Origin of the sequence: Psychrobacter sp. APC 3281, assembly GCF_030407815.1 — a bacterium.
In the GTDB taxonomy this organism is placed as follows: domain Bacteria; phylum Pseudomonadota; class Gammaproteobacteria; order Pseudomonadales; family Moraxellaceae; genus Psychrobacter.
In genome coordinates this window covers 123151-147962 of record NZ_JASDCS010000008.1, presented here as the reverse complement: position 1 = coordinate 147962, position 24812 = coordinate 123151, and the positions used below count along the sequence as shown (strand labels likewise).

Here is a 24812-nt window from a genome sequence, read left to right as displayed (position 1 = left end):
ATGAATACCACCGCCATAAAAAAGCTCATACCAATTAAACTAAAAAAACACTTAGTTACTTATATGGGCGCGCGAGATTTCCCTTTGCCTAGCAGTAATCGGTGCTTCATTTTTCTGGCGGCTGACTATGGCAATATTGGTGATATCGCTATCTCTTATGCTCAAAAGCAATACTTGCAACATGTGATGACTGATTATGAAGTTGTTAGTGTTCCTATTAGTCAAACCAGATTGGTGCTTAATTCGATTAAACAACAAATACAACAGAGGGATATTGTCACTATTATTGGGGGAGGCAATATGGGTGGCTCGTATCCTGATATTGAGGAGCTGCGCCAATTAGTTATCAATACGTTTCCTACGAATCGCGTTGTGTGTTTTCCCCAGACCTTGGATTGGAGTGATTCTGCTAAGTCTAAGCGAGCATTGCATCGTATCGTAAACGTCTACGCCAAGCACCCAGATATACACATTTTCGCTAGAGAGTCGATGACAGCGGCCAAACTTATCAAGCTTTTTGCTGAGTATAGCAATGTCCATGTTGGTCTTGTGCCAGATATCGTTATGAGTGCAAACGCAGCAGTACTTGGTACGAAAAATGACTTAGAGTCTTCAACTATTCTGCGATGCTTAAGGAATGACAAAGAAGCTGCGCTATCCACTGAACAGTACGGCTTTATAGATAAAGCCTTAGCAGATACTGGCTATCATATTGAAAAGACAGATACCCATGCTGGCGGCTCTCAATTGGACGAAGTACATTGCAAAAAATTACTGACTGACAAGCTTAGCCAGTTTCGTGCTGCAAAATTGGTCGTGACTGACCGGCTACATGGCATGATTTTATGTTTACTATCGGGTACACCTTGCTTGGTATTGCCGAACTCCAATCATAAGATAAGGCAAACGCAATCAGACTGGTTACGTAATCATCCAAGACTCTTGTTTTTAGAATTAGATGAGGTTGCTGAGATTTCGAAACATATCGACAAACTGCTATCCCTGTCTCATGGCACCATGACTGAGTCACCCGTTCATATCAATGAATACCATGAGTTAGAAAAATCGGTGGTTATTATATGACTAGCGTAGCAGAGCCATTGGTGAGCATTATCGTGCCAGTATACAACGTCGCGTTATATATCGACGCGTGCTTAGAATCTATCAAGCAGCAAACCTATAAGAATATTGAAATTATTGTCGTTGAAGATTGCTCTACTGATAATTCAAAACAAGCGCTTGCCTTACATCTTACAGATAAGCGTATCAGAGTCATTCAACATAATGAAAACAGCGGCCTTTCTGCTGCTCGTAATACTGGTATTAAATCTGCAGCAGGCGACTATATGATGTTTGTTGATTCTGATGACATTGTAGATACTCGCTTAGTGGCAGCTTGTGTAGATTGTGCTCTTACTACGAATGCAGAAGTAGTGACATATGGTTTTGCACCGTTCAAAGAGGGAGCGGCAGAGACTGAACTACCGTATCCAGCTGCTAAGTTAGTATTCGAGGCAACTAAGATAGACGATTCGTATTTTAGCTTACCGCATTTTGCATGGCTAAAATTCATTAAATCCAGTGTCGTGCAAACAGCTGCTCTAAATTTTCCAGTGGGTTTGTATTACGAAGATTGGCCTTTCCATTGGCATCTTGGCTTATCTACTAAGGTTAGATATCAGTTGCCTATTGATTTTTACCTGTATAGACAGCGAGGCACGTCGATTACGGGTTCAACAGATAAAAAGCTATTAGACCTTTTCGTTATTCATTCAAAAGTCATGAATCTAGTAGAAGACTATCAAGCTAATGAAGTTAAAAAAATACTTGCCAATAAAATCAGACAAAGTCATTGGAGCATTCTCACCCGTATAGACAATGAGTATTTAGCAAGGGCATTGGCACAAGCTAAAAAAGCAGATAAAACACTACGACTAAAAGGTTATCAGAATAATTTGACGTTAAGAAATATAGTGATCAGCAATATAGCACGTATGCCAAGCCAAATCGCGCTGCCTATAATGCAAGTGCTTCGTCAAGCATTAAAGAAAGAAACAAGGTTAAAAGGAAGTAAATTGGAAATAGTTACGAGAAGCAAAGTTGGCTTTATGTTTCTTAAAAGGTAAATGATATGACTATCCAAAGAGTGCTGCACATAGTGGGGAAAATGGATCGTGCTGGGGCAGAGACCATGCTTATGAATTTATATCGTCATATAGATCATAGCCAGATTCAGTTTGATTTTGTCACTTTTACCGACGAGATCGGCGACTATGACGCTGAGATAACAGCGTTAGGCGGTAGAATTATACCGATTTTAGCTGGTCATTCATTAACGCGCATGCTCAAACTTAAAAAATTCCTTAAACAGCAGCCTGATTATCAAATCGTTCATGCTCATATGCTATTAAACAATGCTTTTCACCTGTTGGCTGCTAAAGGTGCTGGCGTGCCGCATCGCATTTCGCACTCTCATAGCACCAGTAATGGTAAAACCAATATTATTAAAAAAATATATGAACAATGGGCATTAATTACCAATCGTACATTGGCTACTAAGAGAATCAGCTGCGGTGACCATGCTGCAAATTACCTATTTGGTACTACAAAAGATGTGTGGCTACTGCCCAATGCTGTTGATATACAGAAGATGATGACAGTCGCTAACCAATCACGGCATTATATCGATCAGGAGTTTGGTGCTAAAAAATTTGGAGATAAAGGGTTAAAAATCATCCAAGTCGGTCGTCTCAATAAGGTTAAAAATCATCAGTTTTCTTTAGAAATCGCTGAGCAGCTGAAAAAACGTCAAATCGACTTTACCTTATATATCGTTGGACAAGGTCTATTGGAAGATAAATTAAGACGACAAGTGAAAGAGCAAGCCTTAGGGGATAATATTAAGTTTTTGGGTATGCGTACTGATATTACTGAGTTAATGGCCAGTGCTGACTGTATGATTATGCCATCCCTGCATGAAGGTTTCCCCGTGGTCTTAGTAGAAAGCCAGACAGTAGGACTTATGGCATTGGTTTCTGATCAAGTATCACCTGAAGTGGATTTAGGACTTGGACTTGTATGTTTTTTACCTATACAGTCAGCCAATGTTTGGGTGGATAGTTTGCTGAGCTTTCAGCCCCCAATATTCAATGAAGCAGAAATAATAAAGGCGCTAAATCTACATGGCTTTAGCGCCGCGACCAATTCGCAGAAGTTAACGCAAATGTATTTGAATATGCGATAAGGCTTTTACTTAATATTCAGCTACTTTATAGAGGGTTAAATGCTTCCTTATCTGTTGGTCCTTAGCCTTGTTGTTTTCTGGATAGTACTGGAGAAAAAATCTCTCAATCGTACGTCTTTTTGGCTGCCCTTAATTACTTTAGCGCTGTTCGCAGGCAGTCGTAGCTATTGGGTCGGTACAGATACTGCAAACTATACCAGAAATTTTAATAACAAATTGAGTCCTGAGTCCTTTAGATTCAATGAAGATGTTGAGTACGGCTACCAGCTATTTGAGTATTCATTACTGCATGTGACAAATAACTATTTTTGGCTACTGATCATCACCAGCTTGGTTATCGTCTATTGTTATTTAAAAGTCATCAAAAGATATAGTGTGAACTACTGGCTCTCTGTATTTCTGTTTATTACGCTAGGCGTCTATACCTTCTCATTCAATGGATTGCGTCAAGGAATCGCGATGGCTTTGTTTACTTTAGCCATTCCTTATCTGCTAGAGAAACGGCTTTTTCCTTATTTATTAATATGTGCCATTGCATCATTTTTTCATATCACGGCTTTATTTATCATTCCATTTTATTTCATCGTAAATTTGAGAGTGAAGCCAGCTTATAAAATACTTGCGACGTTTTTTGGGTCGTTATTCGTTAGTAGGTTGCTTGTATCTTATATTTCATCTACTAATGATCGATATGAAGACTATGCAAAAATCTCTGAAGAGTCAGGCGGGTTTTTGACACTTGGGTTTTACACCGTGCTTATGCTTCTCATCATTATTGCGAGCTATGTATATAAAATTAAAGACAAGAGCTTTCAACAGCTATTGATATTTTATGCATCAGGTGTGGTTTTTGTCATACCGCTAGCGCTGTTAGGTACTAGCGCTTCAGGCCCGCAAAGAATCATTTCGTATTTCACATGGACTTTGGTTTTGTTACTGCCAGTGGTTTTGAAAAAGATAAATAACATTTATGTCTATATCATCAGTGTGTTTATCTTCCTAGCGTATTTTATATTGACAACATCAAGGTTCAGCGACCTGAGTCCTTATATTATCAATCCTATGTTTGAGGTGTTCTGATGAAAAGTCACGCTTATATCTCAATTGGCATTCCTATCTATAACGCTGAAGCCTATTTGGCAACAGCCATAAAGTCGATATGGGCGCAGACACATGAGCTGTGGGAGCTTATCTTGATAGATGATGGTTCTACAGATAACTCGCTAGCAATAGCCAAACAGTTTGAGAAGATTGATAGCAGAATAAGAGTGATATCTGATGGTGCCAACAAAAAACTGCCTGCTCGTCTGAACCAGCTTATTGATGAATCAAAATATGATTACATTGCCCGTATGGATGCTGACGATCTCATTCACCCAGATAGATTGGCTGTTCAAATAAACTTTTTAGAGAACAATCCCAGTTACGACTTGGTGTCGACTGGCGTGGTATCTATTGATGCTCAAAACAAGGTGTATGGTTGTCGTCATGTAGACGATTTATATGCAGGATTTGAGAGTGTAGAGACTGCATACCCTATCGTCCATGCGTCTATTTTGGCAAAAAAAAGTTGGTATGAGCGTAATAGATACAATGAGAATTATCCAAGGTCTGAAGATTATGACCTGTGGTGTAGAGCCATATCCAAACAGGATTTGCGCTTAGCCGTGCTCCCAGACTTGCTCTATTACTATAGAGAAGAGGGCAATCTATCATTGGCAAAAATCGTTCGATCTTACAAAGATAGTCTTACAACATATAGTGAGTATAAAAAAACCAATATCGTCGACAGTGCTAAGTTAGAAGCAAAAGTAGGCGCGGTAAGGTTATTAGACTCGCTAGGGCTCTTGCAAAAAATAGCCAATAAGAGAAACAAGATAACGATGTCTGAGGATCTCCAAGAAAACCATCAAGCGGTTGTTAATGGTTTGGTTGCTGAATAAATTTATCAATGAAGTAATACTGAGGTGCTTAAATGAAACCAAAAATATGCTTTATTATGACGGACGCCGTTTCTTTTAATGTGTTGTATCGCAATCAGCTTGAATATATTAGAGACTCTTCAAACTTTGAGATTACGTTAATCTGTGGCGGTAGTAGGGAGCAGCTAGATATTTTACGAGCTCGTAATCTAGGAGAAGTGGTTGATTTAAATTTTCAGCGCAAGCCTTCTGTGCTACAAGATGCCAAGTCATTAGTGCTATTGACTCGTTACCTGTTTACTAGACGATTTGATATTGTGGTTTACTTAACACCAAAGGCTTTATTGTTAGGAAGCATAGCCAGCGCACTCACTATGCAAAAGAGAAGAGTTGCCTTTAGTGTGGGACGAGCCTACGAGAACTTTTCAGGCCTAAAGAAGCGCGCTTTTCAGGGTCTTGATCAACTTAGCTTTGGTCTTTCTCATGAGGTTCTATTCGTTTCTGATTCTTTAGTAAATGTGTGCTTGTCAGAGAATCTCCTGAAAAAAAATAAGGCACGTGTCATCGATAATGGTTCATTTAACGGTATTGATATTGATGTGCTCAGACCGGTAGAGCAGATGGAAAAACAAAAATTAAGACGACAGTATAGAGTGCCTGTAGACGCTTTTGTAATTTGTGTTGTCGGTAGAATTTGTGAAGACAAAGGCCTAAAAGATATTGGTGAGATATCTGAAAGCCTTAAATCAGAGAATATTCACTTTATGTTTATCGGAGACTTCGAAGATGACATCGGCAAGTCGGTCGTTGATAGAATAATGAGAGAGGGTAAAGGCGTATATATACCAGCCAATCCAAAAGTAGAAGAGGTAATTCAATGTGCTGATTTGCATCTATTTTTAAGCTACCGAGAGGGTTTTGGGAATGTTGCTATCGAAGCAGCTAGTTGCGGTGTGCCAACGTTTGCCTATGATGTGGTTGGTGTAAAAGATAGTGTAAAACAAAACATCAGCGGTCAAAAGTTCCAGTTGAAAGACACTGTGTCCGTGACAAAAGCCATCAAGCAAGCAATCACTGATACCAACTTTAAGAATAAGTACCCTAAAGCGAGAGCTTGGGTGATTCAGAACTTCGAACAAAAAGAACTATGGCAGAGTTATTTGGATTTTTATCTACACCATACAAATAAGGCCTAATAGATGATAAAACGACTATTTGACATTGTAGGTGCAACGACAGCGTTAGTAGTGCTGTCTCCTGTCTATGCTGCAACTGCATACAAGGTGAGTAAAAATCTTGGCGCGCCTGTTCTATTTCGTCAGATTCGTCCAGGTCTGTATGGCAAGCCATTTGAGATGATAAAATTTCGTTCCATGAAGGATGATATAGACGCAGATGGCAAACCTTTAGAAGATGGCGCGCGCCTGACATCGTTTGGTAAAGCGCTGCGTAACACCAGCCTTGATGAGTTGCCTGAGCTTTGGAATGTCATAAAAGGTGATATGAGTTTAGTGGGCCCGCGACCATTATTGATGGAATATCTGCCCTTATATAATGATGAACAAGCGCGCCGACACAATGTCCGCCCAGGTATTACAGGTTATGCTCAAGTCAATGGTCGCAACGCTATTGGGTGGGATGAGAGGTTCGCACTGGATACATGGTATGTGGACAATCAGTCGCTGTGGTTGGATATCAAGATTTTATTTAAAACAGTGAAAAAAGTTATTATCAAAGATGGTATCAGTGCTGAGGGTGAAGCGACTATGAGTAAATTCATGGGCAATAGTATTAATGAAGAAATGCTTTAAAAGTACTCTTTGCTAATAGCAATACAGCTAATTGAAAAAGCTGCGTATCAAGCAAATCATGATAGATAGGAAGGTTAATAACATAGTGAGCAGTTTATCGTAGAGCGTGACACAACATTAGACATAAGTACCATAGAGGAACATATGCTAAATACCCCTTTTTCACCTTGGCCAAAATTTACGCAACATGAAGCCGACGCTGTCAGTCGAGTGCTACTATCTAATAAAGTCAATTATTGGACAGGCGAAGAATGTCGTCAGTTTGAGCGAGAGTTTGCTGACTGGACAGGTAGTAAATACGCAATAGCGTTGGGTAATGGCACTTTGGCTTTGGATGTCGCGTTACAAGCACTCGATATAGGTGCCGGTGATGAGGTCATTGTCACACCGCGTACCTTTATCGCTAGTATCTCATCAATCGTCAATGCAGGTGCGACGCCTATTTTTGCAGATGTCGATGAAGCAACTGGCAATATCACTGCTGAGACCATCACAGCTGTATTGAGTGATAAAACAAAAGGTATTGTATGCGTACATCTGGCTGGCTGGCCATGCGATATGGACAGCATTATGGCACTGGCAGATGAGCATGATCTATATGTTATTGAAGATTGCGCACAAGCTCATGGCGCACGATATAAAGGGCGAAGTGTTGGCAGTATTGGTCATGTTGGGGCATGGAGTTTTTGCCAAGATAAGATTATGACCACAGGAGGTGAGGGCGGTATGGTCACCACTGATAGCGAGCTGCTATGGCGAAAAATGTGGGCGTATAAGGATCATGGTAAGAGCTATGCGGCAGTCTATGAAACGGAGCAATCATCTGGCTACAATTGGCTACATGAAAGCTTTGGCACCAATTGGCGTATGACTGAGATGCAAGGCGTTCTGGGGCGTATTCAACTGGAAAAAATGAGTGAGTGGACAGCAAAACGGACTACTAATGCGCAAGCCATACTAGAGGCCTGTAGCAAATGGGAGTCCAAAGGCTACCTTTGTGTGCCAAGACTAGAGCATTTAGCGCAGTTCTCCAATACGAACCATGCTTACTACAAATTATATGTCTATGTACAGTCCGATAATCTGCCTGATGGCTGGACACGTGACCGCATTATTGAAGCAATTAACAATCAAGGTGTGCCTTGCTTCTCTGGATCGGCGTCAGAAGTCTATTTGGAGAAGGCCTTTGATAATACAGGGTTGCGTCCAAGTGTTAGATTGCCAATAGCAAATCAGCTTGGAGAGAGTAGTCTCATGTTTCTAGTGCATCCTACGCTTACGGCGGCTGAAATTGAACTGACAATACAGGCGATCGATAATGTGTTTGGTTCGATGGTCGAATAAAACGGCAATGAATGATTATTTTTAGAAATTTACTTTGAAGTTGACGCTATTCTTAATAAAAGCATAAGATACATTTGCCTATACATACGTAATACTGTTTAATTCACTTATTATAAAAATTTATCAGTGAGTAGGCTTTATCTTACGCTAGGATTTTGTAGCGTACACAGGTACAATATTACTCTTAGTCAAAGATTGACGAAGCAAAGGACAGGCATGCAAAGTATTTGCGCGCGCTGTCTTTATTTTTTTATATCGTACCCTCTATTGGAGTTACTATGTCTACTGCCCAAGAATCCGCCACCGTTTTGGACGGCAAAGCACTTGCCAAACAAATAGAACAGGATCTGCGCACGCGCGTAGATACGATTAAGGAAAAGACTGGCCGCACCCCAAGCTTAGCGACGATATTGGTTGGTGACGATCCAGCCTCTGCTACTTATGTTCGTATGAAAGGCAACGCCTGTAAGCGTGTTGGCATGGACTCTATACGCGTTGAGATGCCGAGTGTCACGACCACTGAGCAGCTCATGGCAAAGATAGATGAGTTAAATAGCAATCCAGATGTACACGGCATTTTGCTACAGCATCCGGTTCCTGAGCATATCGATGAGCGTGCTTGTTTTGAGCAGATTGATTTAGCAAAAGACGTCGATGGTGTGACTTGTCTTGGTTTTGGTCGTATGGCCATGCAGCAGTCAGCTTATGGATCATGTACACCGCAGGGCATCATGCATTTGTTAGAGCATCATAATATCGAGCTATCAGGTAAAGAAGCAGTGGTCGTAGGGCGTAGTGCTATACTAGGTAAGCCAATGGCGATGATGCTATTGAATGCTAACTGTACGGTGACGATCTGCCATTCAAGAACTCAAGATTTGGCAGCGCATATTAAGCGTGCAGATATCGTGGTTGGTGCAGTAGGCGTACCTGAGCTGATTAAAGCGGAGTGGATCAAAACAGGAGCGGTTGTCATTGATGCAGGCTTTCATCCGACAGATGATGGCGGTGTTGGTGATATCGAAATGACAGGCATGGAAAACATTGCCAGCGCTTATACGCCAGTACCAGGCGGCGTTGGCCCGATGACTATCAACACGCTTATTCGCCAAACGGTCGATGCTGCTGAAAAATCAGCGGGTTTGAATAACGGCTAAAAAAATAGTCATACGAATACTGATTGCCGATATATAAGGGGCCTGAGATAACATAGACTCAGGCTAAATCAACCACATTTCAGTTGATAGGACCTAAACATGGCTAAAAAAAACGTAGGTGTTCATGAACGACTACAAGGTATTGGTAGAGAGTTTGTCGATGTCTGTCATTACGTTATTTTATTTCTAATCAGTGTGGTTGTCGTTTGGACCGCAGGAAAAGAGTTCATTGGTATTATTCAAAAAGGCTCAGCAGATCTAAAAGACATATTGATGTTATTTATTTATCTTGAGCTACTGGCCATGATAGGTATCTACTTTAAAACCCACCGTCTGCCAGTACAGTTTTTGATATTTATTGCCATAACGGCCTTATCACGACATTTGGTGGTTGATGTACAGGCAGTTTCAGACTATTTCCATTTATGGCTGCTAGCGACAATTTCTGTGGCCATCATGCTATTAAGTGGCTCTATCGTAGTATTAACTTGGACAGCAAAAACTTTTGGTCGGCCAGAGGATAATCTCGATAAACAGCATGCAAACCTAACGGTTAAAGCACTGTTGCCTGATAATGCTCAAGCGCCTGATAGCCATACCAAGCATCGCCGTGAATAATTAGATAGCAATACAAAAAGATAGCAACATAAAAAAAGAGCGACCAGTGGTTGCTCTTTTTTTACGGATGGCATTTGGTATTACAACCATTTCAATCTTTTGAAGTTATAGTACAGATAGCTACATAAGGCGATAATAATGGCCATAATAACAAGGTAAGAATACTTCCAATGCAGCTCAGGCATAAAGTCAAAGTTCATGCCATAGATACCAGCGATAGCTGTCGGCACTGCTAAAATACCTGCCCATGCAGCGAGCTTACGCACGACTTCATTCTGACCCATATTGACCATCGCCATATAGGTATTCATCACCACGCTCAGCATTTCATTGAGACCATTAATAGCATCTAGGGAGTGCAATAGGTGATCGTTAACATCGCGAAAATACGGCTTAGCGGCTTGAGAAAACCCAGAGACAATCTCACTCTTTTTATGATTGATAAAAAAGCTGCAGATGTCTTGCACAGGTAATATAATGGCACGCATATGTACCAGTTGTGACTTGAGCTCGTAGAGGTTTTTTAGGGTGCCCTTATCAAACTCAGAGGTAAATACGTAGCGCTCTTGCTCGCGTAAGTAACGGCCTAATCGATCGGTAATCGGCATATAGTTATCAACGATAAAATCGAGGATAGCATGCAGTACAAATATAGGACCCATACGCAGCTTTTCGGGGCGACGATGACAATGCTCACGTACTGGCGCATAAGAGTTTGACGGACCATTGCGAATCGTAATGAGGTAGTTTTTACCCATAAATATCGCAGTAGTACCATAACGAATGACATTGTCTTCTAGCTTGGCCGTACGTAGCACCACAAAGACCATATCATTATCATAGTTTTCGACCTTGGCACGTTGATGATCAGCAAAGGCGTCTTCAATCGCTAGCTCATGCAGGTCAAAGGCTTCCTTTACTTTGACCATGGTTTCTAAGCTTGGATCATATAGCCCAAGCCAAATAAATTGACCGTTGTTCCCTAGCGTACGACTCACATCGTTGAGCGCCACTCTATTAAGATTCTCACCTGTTTTACGTGAATAAGCGTAGCAATTGACCACTTCGCCTGCACTTGATGAATCAATATCTTCATAGCGTTCAGAGTCAGGATCGTAGACCGTCATGGTCTCAATAGTATCTTCAGTAGTGGCGTCCACATCACCATAGATATAGCTATCATCATCGTCCAAATAGAGGTGCTTGTCGCTCATATTGGCATAGATATGATTCATATTGGAATCAGGGGCAATATGAGCCGTTTTTTTAATCAATTGATTATTATCATTTTCCATATACTTTCCTGTCATATAATAAAAAACTTCAATAATCCAAATATACTGTGAACGCTGCTACGGTTTTATCGTGTGCCAATACTATCTATAGGGCATAGATTTCTATAGGGCATAGCTTTTTAGCGTATCGATATCTACCAATGCCAATAGGCTTTCGTGACACGCTTCTAGCTTTATCTGAGGTGCAATATCAAAGTCCAATGCTTCAACCCAACGTAGCGCACAGATGCACCAGTAGTCACCAGGTTTGAGACCAGGAAAGTTGTATTCAGGTAGTGGGGTAATCAGGTCATTACCGCGACTGGCAGAGAAGTTCAAAAACTCGCTGGTCATCTTGGCGCAGACGGTATGTTGACCAACATCATGGTTGCCAGTATGACAAAAACCATTGCGATAATAGCCAGTAATTGGATCGAAACAACAGCTGGCAAGTGCGGTGCCTAAGACATTGGTTTGGTTGATGGCAGGGTTTGGGTGGTAATCAGATGACATAAGGCTTCCGAGTTAAAAATATGTGTTAGTGTATCATGAGTATGTGTTGATGACGCTGCCGTAATCACGCTCATTATCTTATGGTTAACAAAAAATAAACCTCTCGGCTATTCGCCCAATATTGAGTCAAATACATCAATGATGACTGTCACACCTGCTAAGCTAATAAGCGGCAATTGAACTGTAATTAGATAGTGATTGTGGCTAATTGTCACTAGGCGAACCTTGAGTGCTATGCTAAACTAAAGCATAAAGTGCCTTGATTATTTGTCGCAATTTTTTAGCGCATAAAGATACTCGTCTTATCATTCTAAATTATACTTATTATTCACCCTTTTGCGGTTACCTGGTTTGTTTATAAATAATTGGGTCAATGATGTTGCGCGTTAAAAATAAAAACACACAGCGTCAATACTCGGCAAATCACCCTTTAAGTACCGCATCAGTACCGCGTTTTTGGTAAGCGATACGCCAAACAAGGATTTATTGTGTCTGTTAGTTCTGATTCTGCAAAACCTGCCCAGCCAAATTCTACCAACGAAACAGTGTCTCAGCCTGCCGAAAACAGTGCTGCACCCAATCGCATGCCATATTTGAGTAACTTTGGCAGTGATGTTGCCAATAGTTGGCTATTGCCTGATGGGGTGGTTGATGTCCTGTTTGAAGATGCGCATAAGCAAGAAGTGCTTAGACATCAGTTAATCGAGCAGCTTATTACTCATGGTTATCAGCTGGTTTGTCCACCGATGATCGAGTTTACTGAGTCTTTACTAAGTGATGCGTCAGAAGATCTGAAACGTCAAACCTTTAAGATTATCGATCAGTTGACGGGTCGTCTAATGGGCGTTCGCGCTGATATTACCCCGCAGATTTTACGTATAGATGCGCATCATGGCGGTACGGGTATTGCGCGTTATTGTTACGTTGGTGATGTGATTCATACCTTGCCATCAGGTCTATTTGGTTCACGTACCCCGCTACAGTTAGGTGCTGAGATATTTGGCTGTGCGTCACTAGCAGCAGATATTGAGCTGATAGACGTGCTGTTTACGATGGTAAATAAACTCAATATGAGTGCAGCGCTTCATATCGATTTGGGTCACGTAGCGATATTCAAACGTTTGGCTGAATTGGCTGAATTGTCAGACAGTGATACTGAGCAATTGATGTACTTATATGCTAATAAAAACCTACCAGAGCTTAAGCGTGTTTGCCGTGCTTTGCCAATGGGTGATGATTTTTATGTGTTAGCACGCTTTGGTCATGATATTGCAAACCTATTAGCCAAATTATCAGATGCCGCACAACAAGACAGCCAAATCGCAACGGCAATTGATGAGCTACAGCGTCTGAAAAACTATCTACAAGACCAATGGCAGTGCCCAGTCAGTATTGATGTGACTGAGCTATCAGGTTATCACTATCATACTGGTATCGTCTTCAATGGTTATATCAATAGCGAAACGCAGCCACTAGTACGTGGTGGTCGTTTTGATGGTATGCAAAGCCAGACGCAAGCGTTACGCGCGGCCACGGGCTTTAGTATGGATGTTAGCCGATTGCTGGCTCATACACAGTTAGATGCGCCAACTATTGTCTTGGTTGATTTTGCCGCTTTGTCTAATGCAAATACAGATGAGATGCAGACGCTACTGCAACAAGTAGAGAGTCTACGTCAGCAAGGCTATCGCGTCACTATGCCGTTAGATGCACAGGATAGTCCAGATGATGTGACGCATCGTTTGAGCATGGCTGATGACAGTCAATGGCAGCTACAAACTGTTTAATTGTCTAGTAGTAGGCTATTGAATGGCGCACGCGGCGCACGTAGCCAAAATTATTCAGTACAGATTACGAGAACGTAAAATTATTTGTTAGATATCTCAGTGTTTCTATTTCATGAGGCACTGAGATAAAAAGATATAGCTAAGAAAGTCATTTTAATTTTCAGCTTTTATTGCACACACCTCAATACATAAAGGTAAGGATTGATCATGGGTAAGAATGTTGTAGTTTTGGGTAGCCAATGGGGCGACGAAGGTAAGGGTAAAATCGTTGATTTACTTACCGAAAAAGCCTCAGCAGTAGCCCGCTTCCAAGGCGGTCATAATGCTGGTCACACGTTGGTTGTCGATGGCAAAACCACTGTCTTGCATTTGATTCCATCAGGTATCTTGCGTGAAGGCGTCACTTGCTTTATCGGTAATGGCGTGGTGTTAGCACCTGACGCACTACTAAAGGAAATGAAAGAGCTAGAAGACAACAACGTACCAGTACGTGAGCGTCTACGTATCTCTCCTAATTGCCCACTTATCATGCCTTATCACGTGGCACTTGACCAAGCTCGTGAAGCCAAGCGTGGCAGCGGTAAAATCGGTACAACAGGTCGCGGTATCGGTCCTGCATACGAAGACAAAGTAGCACGTCGTGCGATTAAACTTGCTGATTTGTTCCGTGAAGATCTAGAGGAAAAACTACGTAACCTAATCGAATATCACAACTTCCAACTGACTGAGTATTATAAAGTTGAAGCGATTGATTTTGATGAGACACTTAAGCTTTGTAAAGAGTGGAAAGAAGAGATTAAAGGTATGGTTACTGATGTAACTGAAGACCTAAATCAATTACGTCTAGCTGGCAAAAACCTAATGTTTGAAGGTGCTCAAGGTACGCTACTTGATATCGACCATGGTACTTATCCGTTTGTAACCAGCTCAAGCGTAACTGCTGGCGGTGTATCAACAGGTACGGGTATCGGTCCATTGTATTTAGACTATGTACTTGGTATCACCAAAGCGTACACCACGCGCGTTGGTAGTGGTCCGTTCCCAACTGAATTGTTCGATGATGTTGGTGCTCACTTAGCCAAAGTCGGTCATGAATTTGGTGCGACGACTGGTCGTGCCCGTCGCTGTGGTTGGTTCGATGCTGAAGCATTACGCCGTGCAGTAGTACTTAACTCTATGTCAGGTATCTGCTTGACCAAGCTTGACGTACTAGATGGTCTTGAAGAGTTGCTAATCGGTGTGGGTTATAACCTACCTGAGACTGAGTGTGCAGGCGCGCATGATGCTGAATTCTATGAGTCAGTCACGCCTAAGTACGAAACCATGCAAGGCTGGAGTGAGTCTACCGTTGGTATCACTAACTATGATGAGCTTCCAGAAAACGCTAAAAAATACATCAAACGTATCGAAGCACTGATTGGTTGCCCAGTTGATATTATCTCAACTGGTCCTGATCGCGAAGAGACTATCGTATTGCGTGATCCGTACGACGCTTAGTTTTTACTATAAACTTAATTAAATAGTTTTTAGTATGAATAAAAAAACCCCAATGCTAAGCGTTGGGGTTTTTGCTTTTGTTAGAACTTATAGCATTATCAACGACTAATGCACAATAAATTTACTTTTATGCAAGGTATGGTCATAAATTAACCCTATCATTTATGGCCTTAATCATTATAATAGGCAGCAATCCGATGTTGGCGCTTATGGTTATACACTGATATACCATGAGTTGTGTAAAACAGTCCAAGTCAACATTGTGGCTAAAGCTAAAACAACGCATTAATTTTTCATATTTTATTGAATTTATCATTTATTAGGAGCTTCTCATGGCTAACGAACGTACTTTATCTATCATCAAACCTGACGCAGTTGCTGGCAACCACATCGGCGCTATCTATAGTCGTTTTGAACAAGCTGGTCTAAAAATCGTTGCAGCTAAAATGCTACAACTTGATGATGAAAAAGCAGGCGGTTTTTATGCTGAGCACGCTGAGCGTCCATTTTACAACGACCTAAAATCTTTCATGATGTCAGGTCCAGTATTGGTATCAGTACTAGAAGGCGAAAATGCTATCGCTCAGCATCGTGAAATCATGGGTGCAACTAACCCAAAAGAAGCTGCTGAAGGCACTATCCGTGCTGACTTCGCTAGCAGCATCGATGAAAACGCAGTACATGGTTCAGATTCAGCTGAGTCAGCAGCACGTGAAATCAGCTACTTCTTCAGCGATGATGAAGTTTGTGCACGTACACGCTAATATAGTAAATAAACTATAGGCTTTTACGGCATTCGATTTGTTTGAGGTAACTGCTATAATAAGACAGCTACGATTTAGACTGATCTTACCGGTATAAGTTTTATACTTGATTGACTATAGACGAATTATTTACGACATTGATTGTTTATAATTGGTTTGCGAGACGGCTTATATCTTATGGGTATAGGCCGTTTTAGCTATTATAGTAATCCTATAATCAAAGAATTACTAAACTGCTGGGGCGTTACCCTCATCAGATGTACTACTTATACAATCTGCAGTCGGCTGCTTTGTATCCGCTTTAGAGTTCTATAATTATATTATTCATTGAAATTCTTAGTGACTTGCCTCATTATTGATTTTACTTAGCGTTATCAATCCCTTATCAGCATGTTTTCATTAATTCGAAAAACTGCGCTCATAGCGGATTGCTCATGCACTCATGTATGTATGGCAAAGCCCATATAAATAATTGCACCGCTTATCTAAGCTTCTGCAAAAAGGTTACCTATTATGTCAACTGTTCAAGCACCTACTCAGCACGTACCTGCTAAGATTACTGATAGCATTAAGCTAGTAGATGAGGCACATGCCAAAACCAACCTATTGGGTATGACGCAAGTGCAACTGGCTGATTACTTCAAGAGTATTGGTGAAAAACCATTTCGATCTACTCAGGTGATTAAGTGGATTTATCAGCATGGCGTGACAGATTTTGAGCAAATGACCAATTTGAGTAAATCGTTGCGCGATAAATTATCACTTAATGCTTGTGTGGTACCGCCCAAAGTGATTCATCGTCAATATAGTGATGATGGTACGCGTAAGTGGGTATTTGAAGTCACTGGCGGCTCGTTGGTTGAGACAGTGCTTATCCCTGCAGATGATAGCAAGTTGAATGGTCGTAAGACATTATGCGTGTCTTCTCAAGTAGGCTGTGCACTAGACTGTAGCTTCTGTAGTACAGGTAAGCAAGGGTTTGAGCGTGACTTGAGTGCGGCTGAAATTATCGGTCAGTTATGGGTCGCTAATGCGTCATATATGACAGATGAAAATGAAAGTTTAGAAAACGTCGACCATAGCCTATGGGAAAATAACGTCACCAACGTGGTGATGATGGGCATGGGTGAGCCGCTATTGAACTATAAACCTGTCGTAAGCTCAATGGAGCTGATGCTAAGCGATCATGCTTATGGACTGTCAAAGCGTCGCGTCACGTTATCGACTTCTGGTGTCGTCCCGAAAATGTATCAGTTAGCGCAAGACATTGATGTAGCACTGGCCATTTCACTGCATGCACCAAATGATGAGCTGCGTAATGAGTTAGTACCAATTAACAAGAAATATCCATTAGAAGAGCTGATTGCAGCGGCAAAAAACTATGTCTATGATGTCAATCCACGTCACAAGAAACACGTTACGATTGAATATGTGATGCTTGACGGGGTCAATGATAGCAATGAGCATGCCCATCAGTTGGTTGCGCTATTAGAAGGGTTACCAAGTAAAATTAACCTTATTCCGTTCAACCCATTCCCGCATGCACCGTATGACAAATCAAGCAACAACCGTATTCATGCGTTTAGTAATATATTGAGTGAAGCTGGCTTTGTTTGTACGATTCGTCAAACACGTGGTGATGATATTGACGCCGCTTGTGGTCAGTTAGTTGGACAAGTCGCCGATCGTACTAGACGCTCAGCCGCGTGGCAGCAGAGTATCAAAGATCGTGAAAGCGTTTAGCACGTTCTCTAGAAGATAAACGTTATATTCGACTGGTATAGCGTTTTAGCTGTCTTTTGTCTGTCGCAATGGTAAGAAAATGTAGCAATGACTGCCAAGATTGCAGAACGTGGCAATTAATAACAACTAAATTGTACTTATAGGGGTTAAATCTATTAAACTGAGGCCTCGAAGATCGAACGCATTGAATCCCAGTTTTATGATGGCGGCTATGATGACTTCTAAAAATTCTTGTCAGTTCAAATATCAAAAATCATTTTCTAAATTTTATAAGCAGTCGAGTATCAGTGCTGCCCAAACCGCTTTGCCAAAGCGTGCAGTGCTGTCGGCAGTATTTGGCGTCCTTGTATTAAGTGGCTGTCAGACTACCCCGACTAATGATTTGCTAGGTAACTCTCCTTATCAAACATCTACGCGCGCTAGCAACGATCGAAATTTAGATCAGCAGGAAATCGCCCGTGTACGTACCTCACTTGCCGCGCAATACATCCGAAAAAATGAGCTTGATACCGCGCAGCAGCAGCTCGAAAAAGCCTTTGCTGCCGATAGCCGTTATGCGCCAGCCTATGATATGATGGGCGTTTTGTTGCAGCAAGAAGGCAGCCGTATCAATCTAGCCAAAGCTGATGAATACTTCAAAAAAGCAATCTCGCTAGATAAAGATTTTGTACAAGCACACAATAATTATGGCGTGTATCTGTCACAGACAAAGCGCTATCGTGAAGCAGCAGAACAGTTTGAGATTGCAGGGGCGACGCTAGGCTATGAAGGCCGTATTGGCGCGCTAGAAAATCTAGGTCGTACTTATCTACAGTTAGGTGATAATAGTGCCGCTTCAAAAGCATTTTTACGGGCACTCGATGGCAATCGTAATAGCATCATTGCTCATATCGAATTGGTAGATTTGCTGCTCGACCAACAGCGTGTACCGCAGGCACAGAGACTGTATGATGAGACGCTGATATTGGTGCAGGGGCAGGGTATTAGCCCGCGCTTGCTCTTACAAGGTATCAAGCTTGCAGCAGCACAAAATAATATAACAACGCGCCAGCAATTGGCACAGCAGCTTTTATCCGCTTATCCACTAAGTGATGAAGCAAAACAACTTAAGACTTGGCTTAACAATCCAGAGGCACCATGGAAATGATCACCCCATCATCTAACACTCAATCTAACGCTCAGGGATCATTTGGTGCCGTGTTGCAGCAAGCCCGTAAAAACAAGCAAGTAACTTTAGAAGCAGCGGCGGCTGAGCTGTTCATTCTAAAGCGTCATCTAGAAGCGCTAGAGAGCGAAAACTTCGCTGAGCTACCACAGGCTGCATTTGCTCGTGGTTTTGCGATTAACTATGCCAAATATTTGGGCTTAGATTCAGCAAAAATCGCTAGTAGCTTCGATGCCGCCTATCCTAATGAATTAAAGGCCAAATCAGCCAGCAATATCGATACGCCGCTGCGCCCAATGGGGACTTTGCAGCGTGATACTCATAACCGTATCCGCTTTAACCCGCTATTGATCATAGGCGTTATCGGATTGATTATCTTGGCGGTGTTCCTATTCCGCATGGTAAGTAACGCTAGCAAAGAAAACACCCAAGAGCCTGTATCAGCTGTTGAAGACATGTCAGCGATAGAGCAAGCCCAAGGTGCCGCTATCAATAGTGGCGTGGGTGCTTCTGGCTCTGCATTGAATCTAGGTGATGCTGCAACGACTGCTACCCTAAACCTTGTATTGACGAGTGATGCTGTGGTTAGTATCACGGATTCTTCTGGAAACAGCTTAATAAGCGGCTCTCAGTCTGCAGGTAACTATGACTTGTCAGGTATGCCACCGTTTAATGTGCAAATTGATAATATCGATAATGTTAGCTTGATGCTCAATCAACAACCAGTCGCGTTAGATACGTATGCAACAGATAAGCAAGCTACTTTTGAATTGGCACCATAGTCAGTTGCATAAGCGCCAAATTTGAATAAAGCGCACATGTGTAGGCTGATTTAGCTGGTTTATATTATATGTACAAAGGCCTAGGGCTTTTCTATTTTTGATTCAAGGATTTATGTATGTCAATGCCATCACCTATTAATCGTCGTCTGACCAAAAAAATCTATGTCGGTGATGTCGCGGTTGGTGGTGATGCACCAATTAGCGTACAGAGCATGACCAACACTGACACCTGTGATGTAGCAGCGACTGTCGCTCAAATCGAGCGTTGTGTCGAAGCTGGTGCAGATTTAATGCGCGTATCAACGCCAACGATGGATACCGTCAAGGCCTTTGGTGAAATTCGCAAACTGGTAAGCGTGCCTTTGATCGCTGATGTGCATTTTGATCATAGAATCGCTTTGGCCGTTGCTGAAGCGGGCGCTGACTGCTTACGTATCAATCCGGGTAACATTGGTAGCGATGCCAAAGTACGTGAAGTGGTCGCTTGTGCCAAATATCATAATATCCCTATTCGTATTGGCGTCAACGCTGGCTCTTTAGAAAAAGACATACAGCGCAAGTATACTGAACCAACTGGCGAGGCGATGCTAGAGTCGGCAATGCGCCATATTGATATTTTAGAGCGTCTTAATTTTGACCAATATAAAGTATCTGTCAAAGCCAGCAACGTGTTTTTGACATTGGATGCTTATCGTTTAATATCAGCGCAAATTGATAACCCATTACATTTGGGCGTGACGGAAGCGGGTGTCTACCGTACGGGCGCTGTCAAATCTGCTATTGCATTAGGTGGATTATTGCTAGACGGTATTGGCGATACTATTCGTATCTCATTAGCCGCTGAGCCTGAAGAAGAGATTAAGATTGGTTTTGATATTCTAAAATCGCTTAATATCCGCTCGAACGGCGTAAACTTTATCGCCTGTCCAAGCTGCTCGCGTCAAGAGTTTGACGTGATTAAAGTAATGACAGCGTTAGAGTCGCGTCTAGAAGATATTCGTGAACCGATGAACCTATCTGTGATTGGGTGCAAGGTGAATGGTCCAGGAGAAGCAAAAGAGGCCGATATCGGTATCGTTGGTGCTGCCCCTAGATCATTGGTCTATCGTATGGGTGAAAAAAGCCACCTTATCGATACAGGCAATCTGGTTGATGAAATAGAAGGTATGGTTCGCGCCCATGCAGAAGATTTGGCAAAAAAACGTGAAAATGAAATCATTCGCGTAAAATAAGCCATAGAATAGATTGATACGTTAGGCTATACCGTCACAGTATCAATCAGATATAGCGCTTATTTGAATATATAGAAAACAATAATAGAATACCTGTTAAACATTTAAGGATACGACCGTACCATGATCAAAGCTATCAAAGGTTTTAATGATATTTTGCCTGACCAATCAGCAAAGTGGCTGCATTTAGAAGCGATATTGGCTGATGTACTTGGTAGGTATGGTTACGAGCATATTCGCTTGCCTATCGTTGAACAAACGGATCTATTTGCCCGTGCTATTGGCGGCGCGACTGACATCGTCGAAAAAGAAATGTACAGCTTTACGGATAAATCTGAGCCACCAACGCCGTTAGCGTTACGTCCTGAAGGCACAGCTGGAGCAGTACGCGCTGTTATCGAGCACAACTTGCTACGTGGTGACACGCCCAAGCTTTGGTATATCGGTCCGATGTTCCGCTACGAGCGTCCGCAAAAAGGCCGCTATCGTCAGTTTCATCAGTTAGGTGTCGAGAGCTTCGGTAGTGCACTACCAGATGCTGATGCTGAGCTGATTGCGATGACTCATCTGATGTGGCAAGAGCTAGGCCTCAACAATGAGATGCGTTTGCAACTAAACAGTTTGGGTGAGCTGGATGAGCGTTATGCTTATCGCGAAGCATTGGTTACTTATTTGACTGATAAAAAAGACCAGCTAGACGAAGACAGCAAACGTCGTTTAACGACTAACCCTTTACGTATCTTAGATAGCAAAGAAGCGAGTACGCAAGCAGTATTGGCAGATGCGCCAAAGCTTGCTGACTTCTTGGGTGAAGAGAGTATGGCGCATTTTGAGCAAGTCAAAGCCTATCTGACTGCGCTTAATATTGATTTTGAAATCAATCCGCACTTAGTACGTGGCCTTGATTATTACAATAAAACGGTATTTGAGTGGGTAACAGATAAGCTTGGAAGTCAAGCTACCGTTTGTGCGGGTGGTCGTTATGATGGGCTAGTAGGGCAATTAAAATCAATCGGTACAGATGGCAGTAAACCAGTAAAATCTGAGCCTGGTGTTGGTTTTGCAATGGGGCTTGAGCGTTTATTGCTACTCATAGAAGCAGTTGCGCCGATTGCTGATATACCTGCTTGTGATGTATTCGTTGTGGCCCATCCTGAGGTATATAGTGCTGGTATAAGCTATGCACAGAACTTGCGTCGCAGTCGTCCAGATGTACGAGTAAAGATGGCCAGTGCCACGAGTCTAAAAGCGCAAATGAAGAAGGCGGACAAGTCAGGCGCGGCATTGACAGTCATCATCGCTCAGCAAGAGCTGGATGATAATACGATTAGTATTAAAGACATGCAGACAGGTGAGCAAAAGACGGTCGCCCAAGATTGGCTATCAAATAAAGATAACTTTTCTCTTCGCTAGTCAGTTTTTAACTAATCAGCTTTGTTTGTCGCACTAGCAATTTAATGTAAATTTTATCAGGTAAATATATATGGCTCTGACACCTAATTCGCCGAATGCAGATAACTCCATGCAAGCGCTAAAGCAATATGGTAGTTATATCGTCACTGCGATTTTGTTAGCACTGGCCGCCTATTTTGGTTGGACGTACTGGCAAAACAACCATGCGCGAGTAGATACCGTCGCCGCCGATCAATATGCTGATATTCAGCAGCTAAACGAAGAGGTCAAACTGGCCTCGCAAAACCCAGATTTAGAAGCAGAGGCTCAAGAAGCACTTACCCAAAGTCGTAGCCAACTAGACAAAGATATTGATACTTTGGTCGGCACGCATGGTGAGTCGGTTTATGCATGGCAAGCGCTAATGATAAAGGCACGTCAGCAAGTAGACAATGATGACTTTGCAGCAGCGACTGAGACATTCAAAAAAGCATTGGCCATCGACTTGGGTGATGCTGGTCTAGAAGCGATTACTCGTTTACGCTATGCAAAAACTTTATTGGCCGCAGGTGATACAGATGCTGCACTGTCAGAAGCAAACAATGACATGCCAAGCTCGTTTGAAGCAAGCCAGCAGGAGCTACTAGGAGATATTTACTTAGCGCAAGACAATAAAGATTCAGCGATTAAATCTTATAGCAATGCGTGGGAGCTATTACGTAGCCGTCAAGAAACGCGCGCAGTATTGGCATTAAAGATGGAAAGCTTAGGTATCACGGCTGAGCCGATTGCTGAGCAAACCAGTCTTATTCAAGAGCCATCTGCTCCTGAGCCGTCGCTAGTGATGGATACCTCGAATGAAGTCGCTGTCGAAGCAGGACAGTAAGTCAGTAGGCTAGATATTAAGTCAGTAGTATAGTATTGAGAGTTGGTAATCATCCAAAGCTCTTTTTTAATATAACCTAATGATTACTAATTTGCGCTTGGCCAATTTACCAATTAATAATAATTTATCTGTAGTGAGAACATACAATGACTCAATCTATTCGCTCTAGCAAAATGTTAAACACCAAGACTATCAAAAAGACAGTCATGCATGTGGCCGTACTGGCAGTAATGAGCACGGCAGTGATTGGATGTAATCGCGGTATTAAGCCTGTGGTTAATGATCCGGTAAAATTGGTACAAATCGCTCAGCCGATTAGCGTACTACAGCCTGTTTTCAGTACCGATGTTGGCAATAAAAAAGCCAGCAAAAAGGATCCGCTAGATTTGCAAGTTGGCTATGCCAATGGTCAAATCGTTACTGCATCACGCGGTGGTGAACTGTCAGGGTTTAATAGTGCAGGTGAGCGCGTATGGTCAATCAATGTTGACGACCAAATCACCGGCGGTGTTGCAGTAGATGCATTGAGTCAGACAGCTATCGTTAGTACTCGTGGTGGCAAGGTCATGGCATTTGATAGCACGACTGGTGCAAAGCGTTGGCAGCAGCAGTTATCAGGTTCGGTTTTGACACCAGCACTGATTACCAATAACCGTGTGGTATTATCAGCAAATGATGGTTTCTTACACGGTCTGTCGCTGCAAACTGGACAGTCAGTATGGCAGTTCGCAACTCAAGTACCTGCTATCAGCGTTCGCGGTAGCGCTGCGCCAACTTTATTAGACAATGAGACGGCACTTTTGGCGACAGCTGATGGTCGCCTGCATGCAATTACTGTCGATAACGGTCTTCCGCTATGGTCAAGACGTGTTGGTGTAGGTACTGGTAGTAGTGAAGTTGAGCGCATGAGCGATGTCGATGGCAAACCTATCGTAGATAAAAATCAGTTGTTTGCGATCAGCTATAGTGGTCAGCTATTAGGTATTGATTTGGCCTCGCGTCAGGTAATGTTCGTCAATGAAATTGCGAGTCTCAAATCATTGGCGGTAAATACTCAGCAAGTCATCGCTACCAGTCTAGATGGCAAAGTAGTTGCTTATGATCGCAACAGTGGCGAGACACTATGGGAAAGTGATGAATTGGCTTATCGTGATCTTACCAATCCTGTGATGATTGGCAACTATATCGCCATTGGTGATTTCGATGGCGTAGTACATTTATTTGACCCTGCTACGGGTAGCATCGTTAGTCGTGTAGAGACAAAAGGTGCATTGACCAACTTGCAAGTACAAGGTAGCCGTTTAATGACTCAAAGTACGTCAGGACAAGTTGCTATCTGGCAATTAGTGCGCTAATAACTATATAGATAAGTGATTATCGGTGATTAATGAAGTGTAATATTTCACTATAGCCCTTAAACCTATTCTTGATTATCATTTATAAAACACAAACGCTGCTTAGTCAGCGTTTAGTGCCTTGTGTAAATTGCTTGTTTAAACACAGGCTTTCGCGTACTCTATGCGACCGATGTGCTATCCATATATACTACTTATTTATGTATAATAGGTATAATGAAGCCATCCTATATACTATTTTTAATCGTAAAATAGCCATCTATTATTTTTGCTATTGTTCTATCATTCATTTTAATTCACGGTCAATTGCAGCATATCTATTACTA

22 protein-coding genes are annotated in these 24812 nt (G+C 42.1%); 20 read left to right on the top strand and 2 right to left on the bottom strand.

What is annotated here, in order from left to right:
* The 10 genes from QL886_RS08750 to QL886_RS08705 all read left to right on the top strand — a co-directional run bounded on the left by QL886_RS08750 (position 1) and on the right by QL886_RS08705 (position 10096).
* Positions 1 to 1083, top strand: coding sequence for a polysaccharide pyruvyl transferase family protein (locus QL886_RS08750; RefSeq protein ID WP_290178401.1), 1083 nt, complete (start codon positions 1 to 3; stop codon positions 1081 to 1083).
* A 20-nt stretch (positions 1084 to 1103) separates the two neighbouring features.
* The gene (locus tag QL886_RS08745) at positions 1104 to 2126 is read left to right on the top strand and encodes a glycosyltransferase family 2 protein (RefSeq protein WP_290178400.1); all 1023 of its coding nucleotides are present in this window, start codon (positions 1104 to 1106) and stop codon (positions 2124 to 2126) included.
* A gap of 5 nt (positions 2127 to 2131) precedes the next feature.
* On the top strand, positions 2132 to 3244 hold the full coding sequence (locus QL886_RS08740) for a glycosyltransferase (protein WP_290178399.1): 1113 nt from the start codon (positions 2132 to 2134) through the stop codon (positions 3242 to 3244).
* A gap of 39 nt (positions 3245 to 3283) precedes the next feature.
* Positions 3284 to 4324, top strand: a complete 1041-nt coding sequence (locus tag QL886_RS08735) for an EpsG family protein (RefSeq protein WP_290178398.1) — start codon at positions 3284 to 3286, stop codon at positions 4322 to 4324.
* Entirely contained in the window at positions 4324 to 5187 is an 864-nt protein-coding gene (locus QL886_RS08730) for a glycosyltransferase family 2 protein (protein ID WP_290178397.1), read from the top strand. The genes QL886_RS08735 and QL886_RS08730 overlap by 1 nt, the downstream gene beginning before the upstream one ends.
* 32 nt (positions 5188 to 5219) lie before the next feature.
* Positions 5220 to 6362 (top strand): glycosyltransferase, encoded by a 1143-nt coding sequence (locus QL886_RS08725; RefSeq protein WP_290178396.1) that lies wholly within the window; start codon positions 5220 to 5222, stop codon positions 6360 to 6362.
* 3 nt (positions 6363 to 6365) lie between these two features.
* Positions 6366 to 6977 (top strand): sugar transferase, encoded by a 612-nt coding sequence (locus QL886_RS08720; protein WP_290178395.1) that lies wholly within the window; start codon positions 6366 to 6368, stop codon positions 6975 to 6977.
* 144 nt (positions 6978 to 7121) lie between these two features.
* On the top strand, positions 7122 to 8321 hold the full coding sequence (locus tag QL886_RS08715; RefSeq protein WP_290178393.1) for a DegT/DnrJ/EryC1/StrS aminotransferase family protein: 1200 nt from the start codon (positions 7122 to 7124) through the stop codon (positions 8319 to 8321).
* Between the two features lie 278 nt (positions 8322 to 8599).
* Positions 8600 to 9478 (top strand): bifunctional methylenetetrahydrofolate dehydrogenase/methenyltetrahydrofolate cyclohydrolase FolD, encoded by an 879-nt coding sequence (folD, locus tag QL886_RS08710; RefSeq protein WP_290178392.1) that lies wholly within the window; start codon positions 8600 to 8602, stop codon positions 9476 to 9478.
* A 99-nt stretch (positions 9479 to 9577) separates the two neighbouring features.
* On the top strand, positions 9578 to 10096 hold the full coding sequence (locus QL886_RS08705; RefSeq protein WP_114700746.1) for a phosphate-starvation-inducible PsiE family protein: 519 nt from the start codon (positions 9578 to 9580) through the stop codon (positions 10094 to 10096).
* Positions 10097 to 10176: 80 nt separating this feature from the next.
* Here the strand turns inward: QL886_RS08705 and corA are convergent, their stop codons facing one another.
* Both corA and QL886_RS08695 read right to left on the bottom strand, forming a co-directional pair.
* Positions 10177 to 11391: a magnesium/cobalt transporter CorA gene (gene corA, locus QL886_RS08700; protein ID WP_290178391.1), complete on the bottom strand. Its 1215-nt coding sequence runs from the start codon at positions 11389 to 11391 to the stop codon at positions 10177 to 10179.
* A 102-nt stretch (positions 11392 to 11493) separates the two neighbouring features.
* The gene (locus QL886_RS08695) at positions 11494 to 11883 is read right to left on the bottom strand and encodes a DUF2237 domain-containing protein (protein WP_057759025.1); all 390 of its coding nucleotides are present in this window, start codon (positions 11881 to 11883) and stop codon (positions 11494 to 11496) included.
* Between the two features lie 488 nt (positions 11884 to 12371).
* On the opposite strand from QL886_RS08695, the gene QL886_RS08690 reads away from it, so the two are divergent.
* The 10 genes from QL886_RS08690 (at position 12372) to bamB (ending at position 24486) form a co-directional block, all read left to right on the top strand.
* Complete coding sequence (locus tag QL886_RS08690; RefSeq protein ID WP_290178389.1) at positions 12372 to 13670, top strand: ATP phosphoribosyltransferase regulatory subunit; 1299 nt, start codon at positions 12372 to 12374, stop codon at positions 13668 to 13670.
* Positions 13671 to 13877: 207 nt separating this feature from the next.
* Complete coding sequence (locus QL886_RS08685; protein ID WP_057759029.1) at positions 13878 to 15167, top strand: adenylosuccinate synthase; 1290 nt, start codon at positions 13878 to 13880, stop codon at positions 15165 to 15167.
* 332 nt (positions 15168 to 15499) lie between these two features.
* Entirely contained in the window at positions 15500 to 15931 is a 432-nt protein-coding gene (ndk, locus tag QL886_RS08680) for a nucleoside-diphosphate kinase (RefSeq protein WP_057759031.1), read from the top strand.
* Between the two features lie 513 nt (positions 15932 to 16444).
* Positions 16445 to 17674, top strand: coding sequence for a 23S rRNA (adenine(2503)-C(2))-methyltransferase RlmN (rlmN, locus tag QL886_RS08675; protein ID WP_290178388.1), 1230 nt, complete (start codon positions 16445 to 16447; stop codon positions 17672 to 17674).
* A 211-nt stretch (positions 17675 to 17885) separates the two neighbouring features.
* Entirely contained in the window at positions 17886 to 18821 is a 936-nt protein-coding gene (pilW, locus tag QL886_RS08670) for a type IV pilus biogenesis/stability protein PilW (RefSeq protein WP_290178387.1), read from the top strand.
* Complete coding sequence (locus QL886_RS08665) at positions 18818 to 19621, top strand: helix-turn-helix domain-containing protein (protein ID WP_290178456.1); 804 nt, start codon at positions 18818 to 18820, stop codon at positions 19619 to 19621. The genes pilW and QL886_RS08665 overlap by 4 nt, the downstream gene beginning before the upstream one ends.
* Before the next feature lie 116 nt (positions 19622 to 19737).
* Positions 19738 to 20853 carry a flavodoxin-dependent (E)-4-hydroxy-3-methylbut-2-enyl-diphosphate synthase gene (ispG, locus tag QL886_RS08660; RefSeq protein ID WP_290178386.1) on the top strand — a complete coding sequence of 372 codons (1116 nt, stop codon included), beginning with the start codon at positions 19738 to 19740 and terminating at the stop codon, positions 20851 to 20853.
* A gap of 123 nt (positions 20854 to 20976) precedes the next feature.
* Positions 20977 to 22266 (top strand): histidine--tRNA ligase, encoded by a 1290-nt coding sequence (hisS, locus tag QL886_RS08655; RefSeq protein WP_290178385.1) that lies wholly within the window; start codon positions 20977 to 20979, stop codon positions 22264 to 22266.
* Positions 22267 to 22336: 70 nt separating this feature from the next.
* Positions 22337 to 23131, top strand: a complete 795-nt coding sequence (locus QL886_RS08650; protein WP_191114871.1) for a tetratricopeptide repeat protein — start codon at positions 22337 to 22339, stop codon at positions 23129 to 23131.
* A gap of 146 nt (positions 23132 to 23277) precedes the next feature.
* Complete coding sequence (bamB, locus tag QL886_RS08645) at positions 23278 to 24486, top strand: outer membrane protein assembly factor BamB (protein ID WP_290178384.1); 1209 nt, start codon at positions 23278 to 23280, stop codon at positions 24484 to 24486.
* Positions 24487 to 24812: the final 326 nt, after the last annotated feature.

Coding starts and splice junctions, on each gene's coding strand:
- QL886_RS08695 (WP_057759025.1), bottom strand. CDS start 11,883: ATGTCATCTGATTACCACCCAAACCCTGCCATCAACCAAACCAATGTC.
- QL886_RS08685 (WP_057759029.1), top strand. CDS start 13,878: ATGGGTAAGAATGTTGTAGTTTTGGGTAGCCAATGGGGCGACGAAGGT.
- QL886_RS08720 (WP_290178395.1), top strand. CDS start 6,366: ATGATAAAACGACTATTTGACATTGTAGGTGCAACGACAGCGTTAGTA.
- hisS (WP_290178385.1), top strand. CDS start 20,977: ATGATCAAAGCTATCAAAGGTTTTAATGATATTTTGCCTGACCAATCA.
- QL886_RS08740 (WP_290178399.1), top strand. CDS start 2,132: ATGACTATCCAAAGAGTGCTGCACATAGTGGGGAAAATGGATCGTGCT.
- ndk (WP_057759031.1), top strand. CDS start 15,500: ATGGCTAACGAACGTACTTTATCTATCATCAAACCTGACGCAGTTGCT.
- rlmN (WP_290178388.1), top strand. CDS start 16,445: ATGTCAACTGTTCAAGCACCTACTCAGCACGTACCTGCTAAGATTACT.
- QL886_RS08750 (WP_290178401.1), top strand. CDS start 1: ATGAATACCACCGCCATAAAAAAGCTCATACCAATTAAACTAAAAAAA.
- folD (WP_290178392.1), top strand. CDS start 8,600: ATGTCTACTGCCCAAGAATCCGCCACCGTTTTGGACGGCAAAGCACTT.
- QL886_RS08725 (WP_290178396.1), top strand. CDS start 5,220: ATGAAACCAAAAATATGCTTTATTATGACGGACGCCGTTTCTTTTAAT.
- QL886_RS08665 (WP_290178456.1), top strand. CDS start 18,818: ATGATCACCCCATCATCTAACACTCAATCTAACGCTCAGGGATCATTT.
- QL886_RS08715 (WP_290178393.1), top strand. CDS start 7,122: ATGCTAAATACCCCTTTTTCACCTTGGCCAAAATTTACGCAACATGAA.
- bamB (WP_290178384.1), top strand. CDS start 23,278: ATGACTCAATCTATTCGCTCTAGCAAAATGTTAAACACCAAGACTATC.
- pilW (WP_290178387.1), top strand. CDS start 17,886: ATGATGACTTCTAAAAATTCTTGTCAGTTCAAATATCAAAAATCATTT.
- ispG (WP_290178386.1), top strand. CDS start 19,738: ATGTCAATGCCATCACCTATTAATCGTCGTCTGACCAAAAAAATCTAT.
- QL886_RS08705 (WP_114700746.1), top strand. CDS start 9,578: ATGGCTAAAAAAAACGTAGGTGTTCATGAACGACTACAAGGTATTGGT.
- QL886_RS08650 (WP_191114871.1), top strand. CDS start 22,337: ATGGCTCTGACACCTAATTCGCCGAATGCAGATAACTCCATGCAAGCG.
- QL886_RS08730 (WP_290178397.1), top strand. CDS start 4,324: ATGAAAAGTCACGCTTATATCTCAATTGGCATTCCTATCTATAACGCT.
- QL886_RS08735 (WP_290178398.1), top strand. CDS start 3,284: ATGCTTCCTTATCTGTTGGTCCTTAGCCTTGTTGTTTTCTGGATAGTA.
- corA (WP_290178391.1), bottom strand. CDS start 11,391: ATGGAAAATGATAATAATCAATTGATTAAAAAAACGGCTCATATTGCC.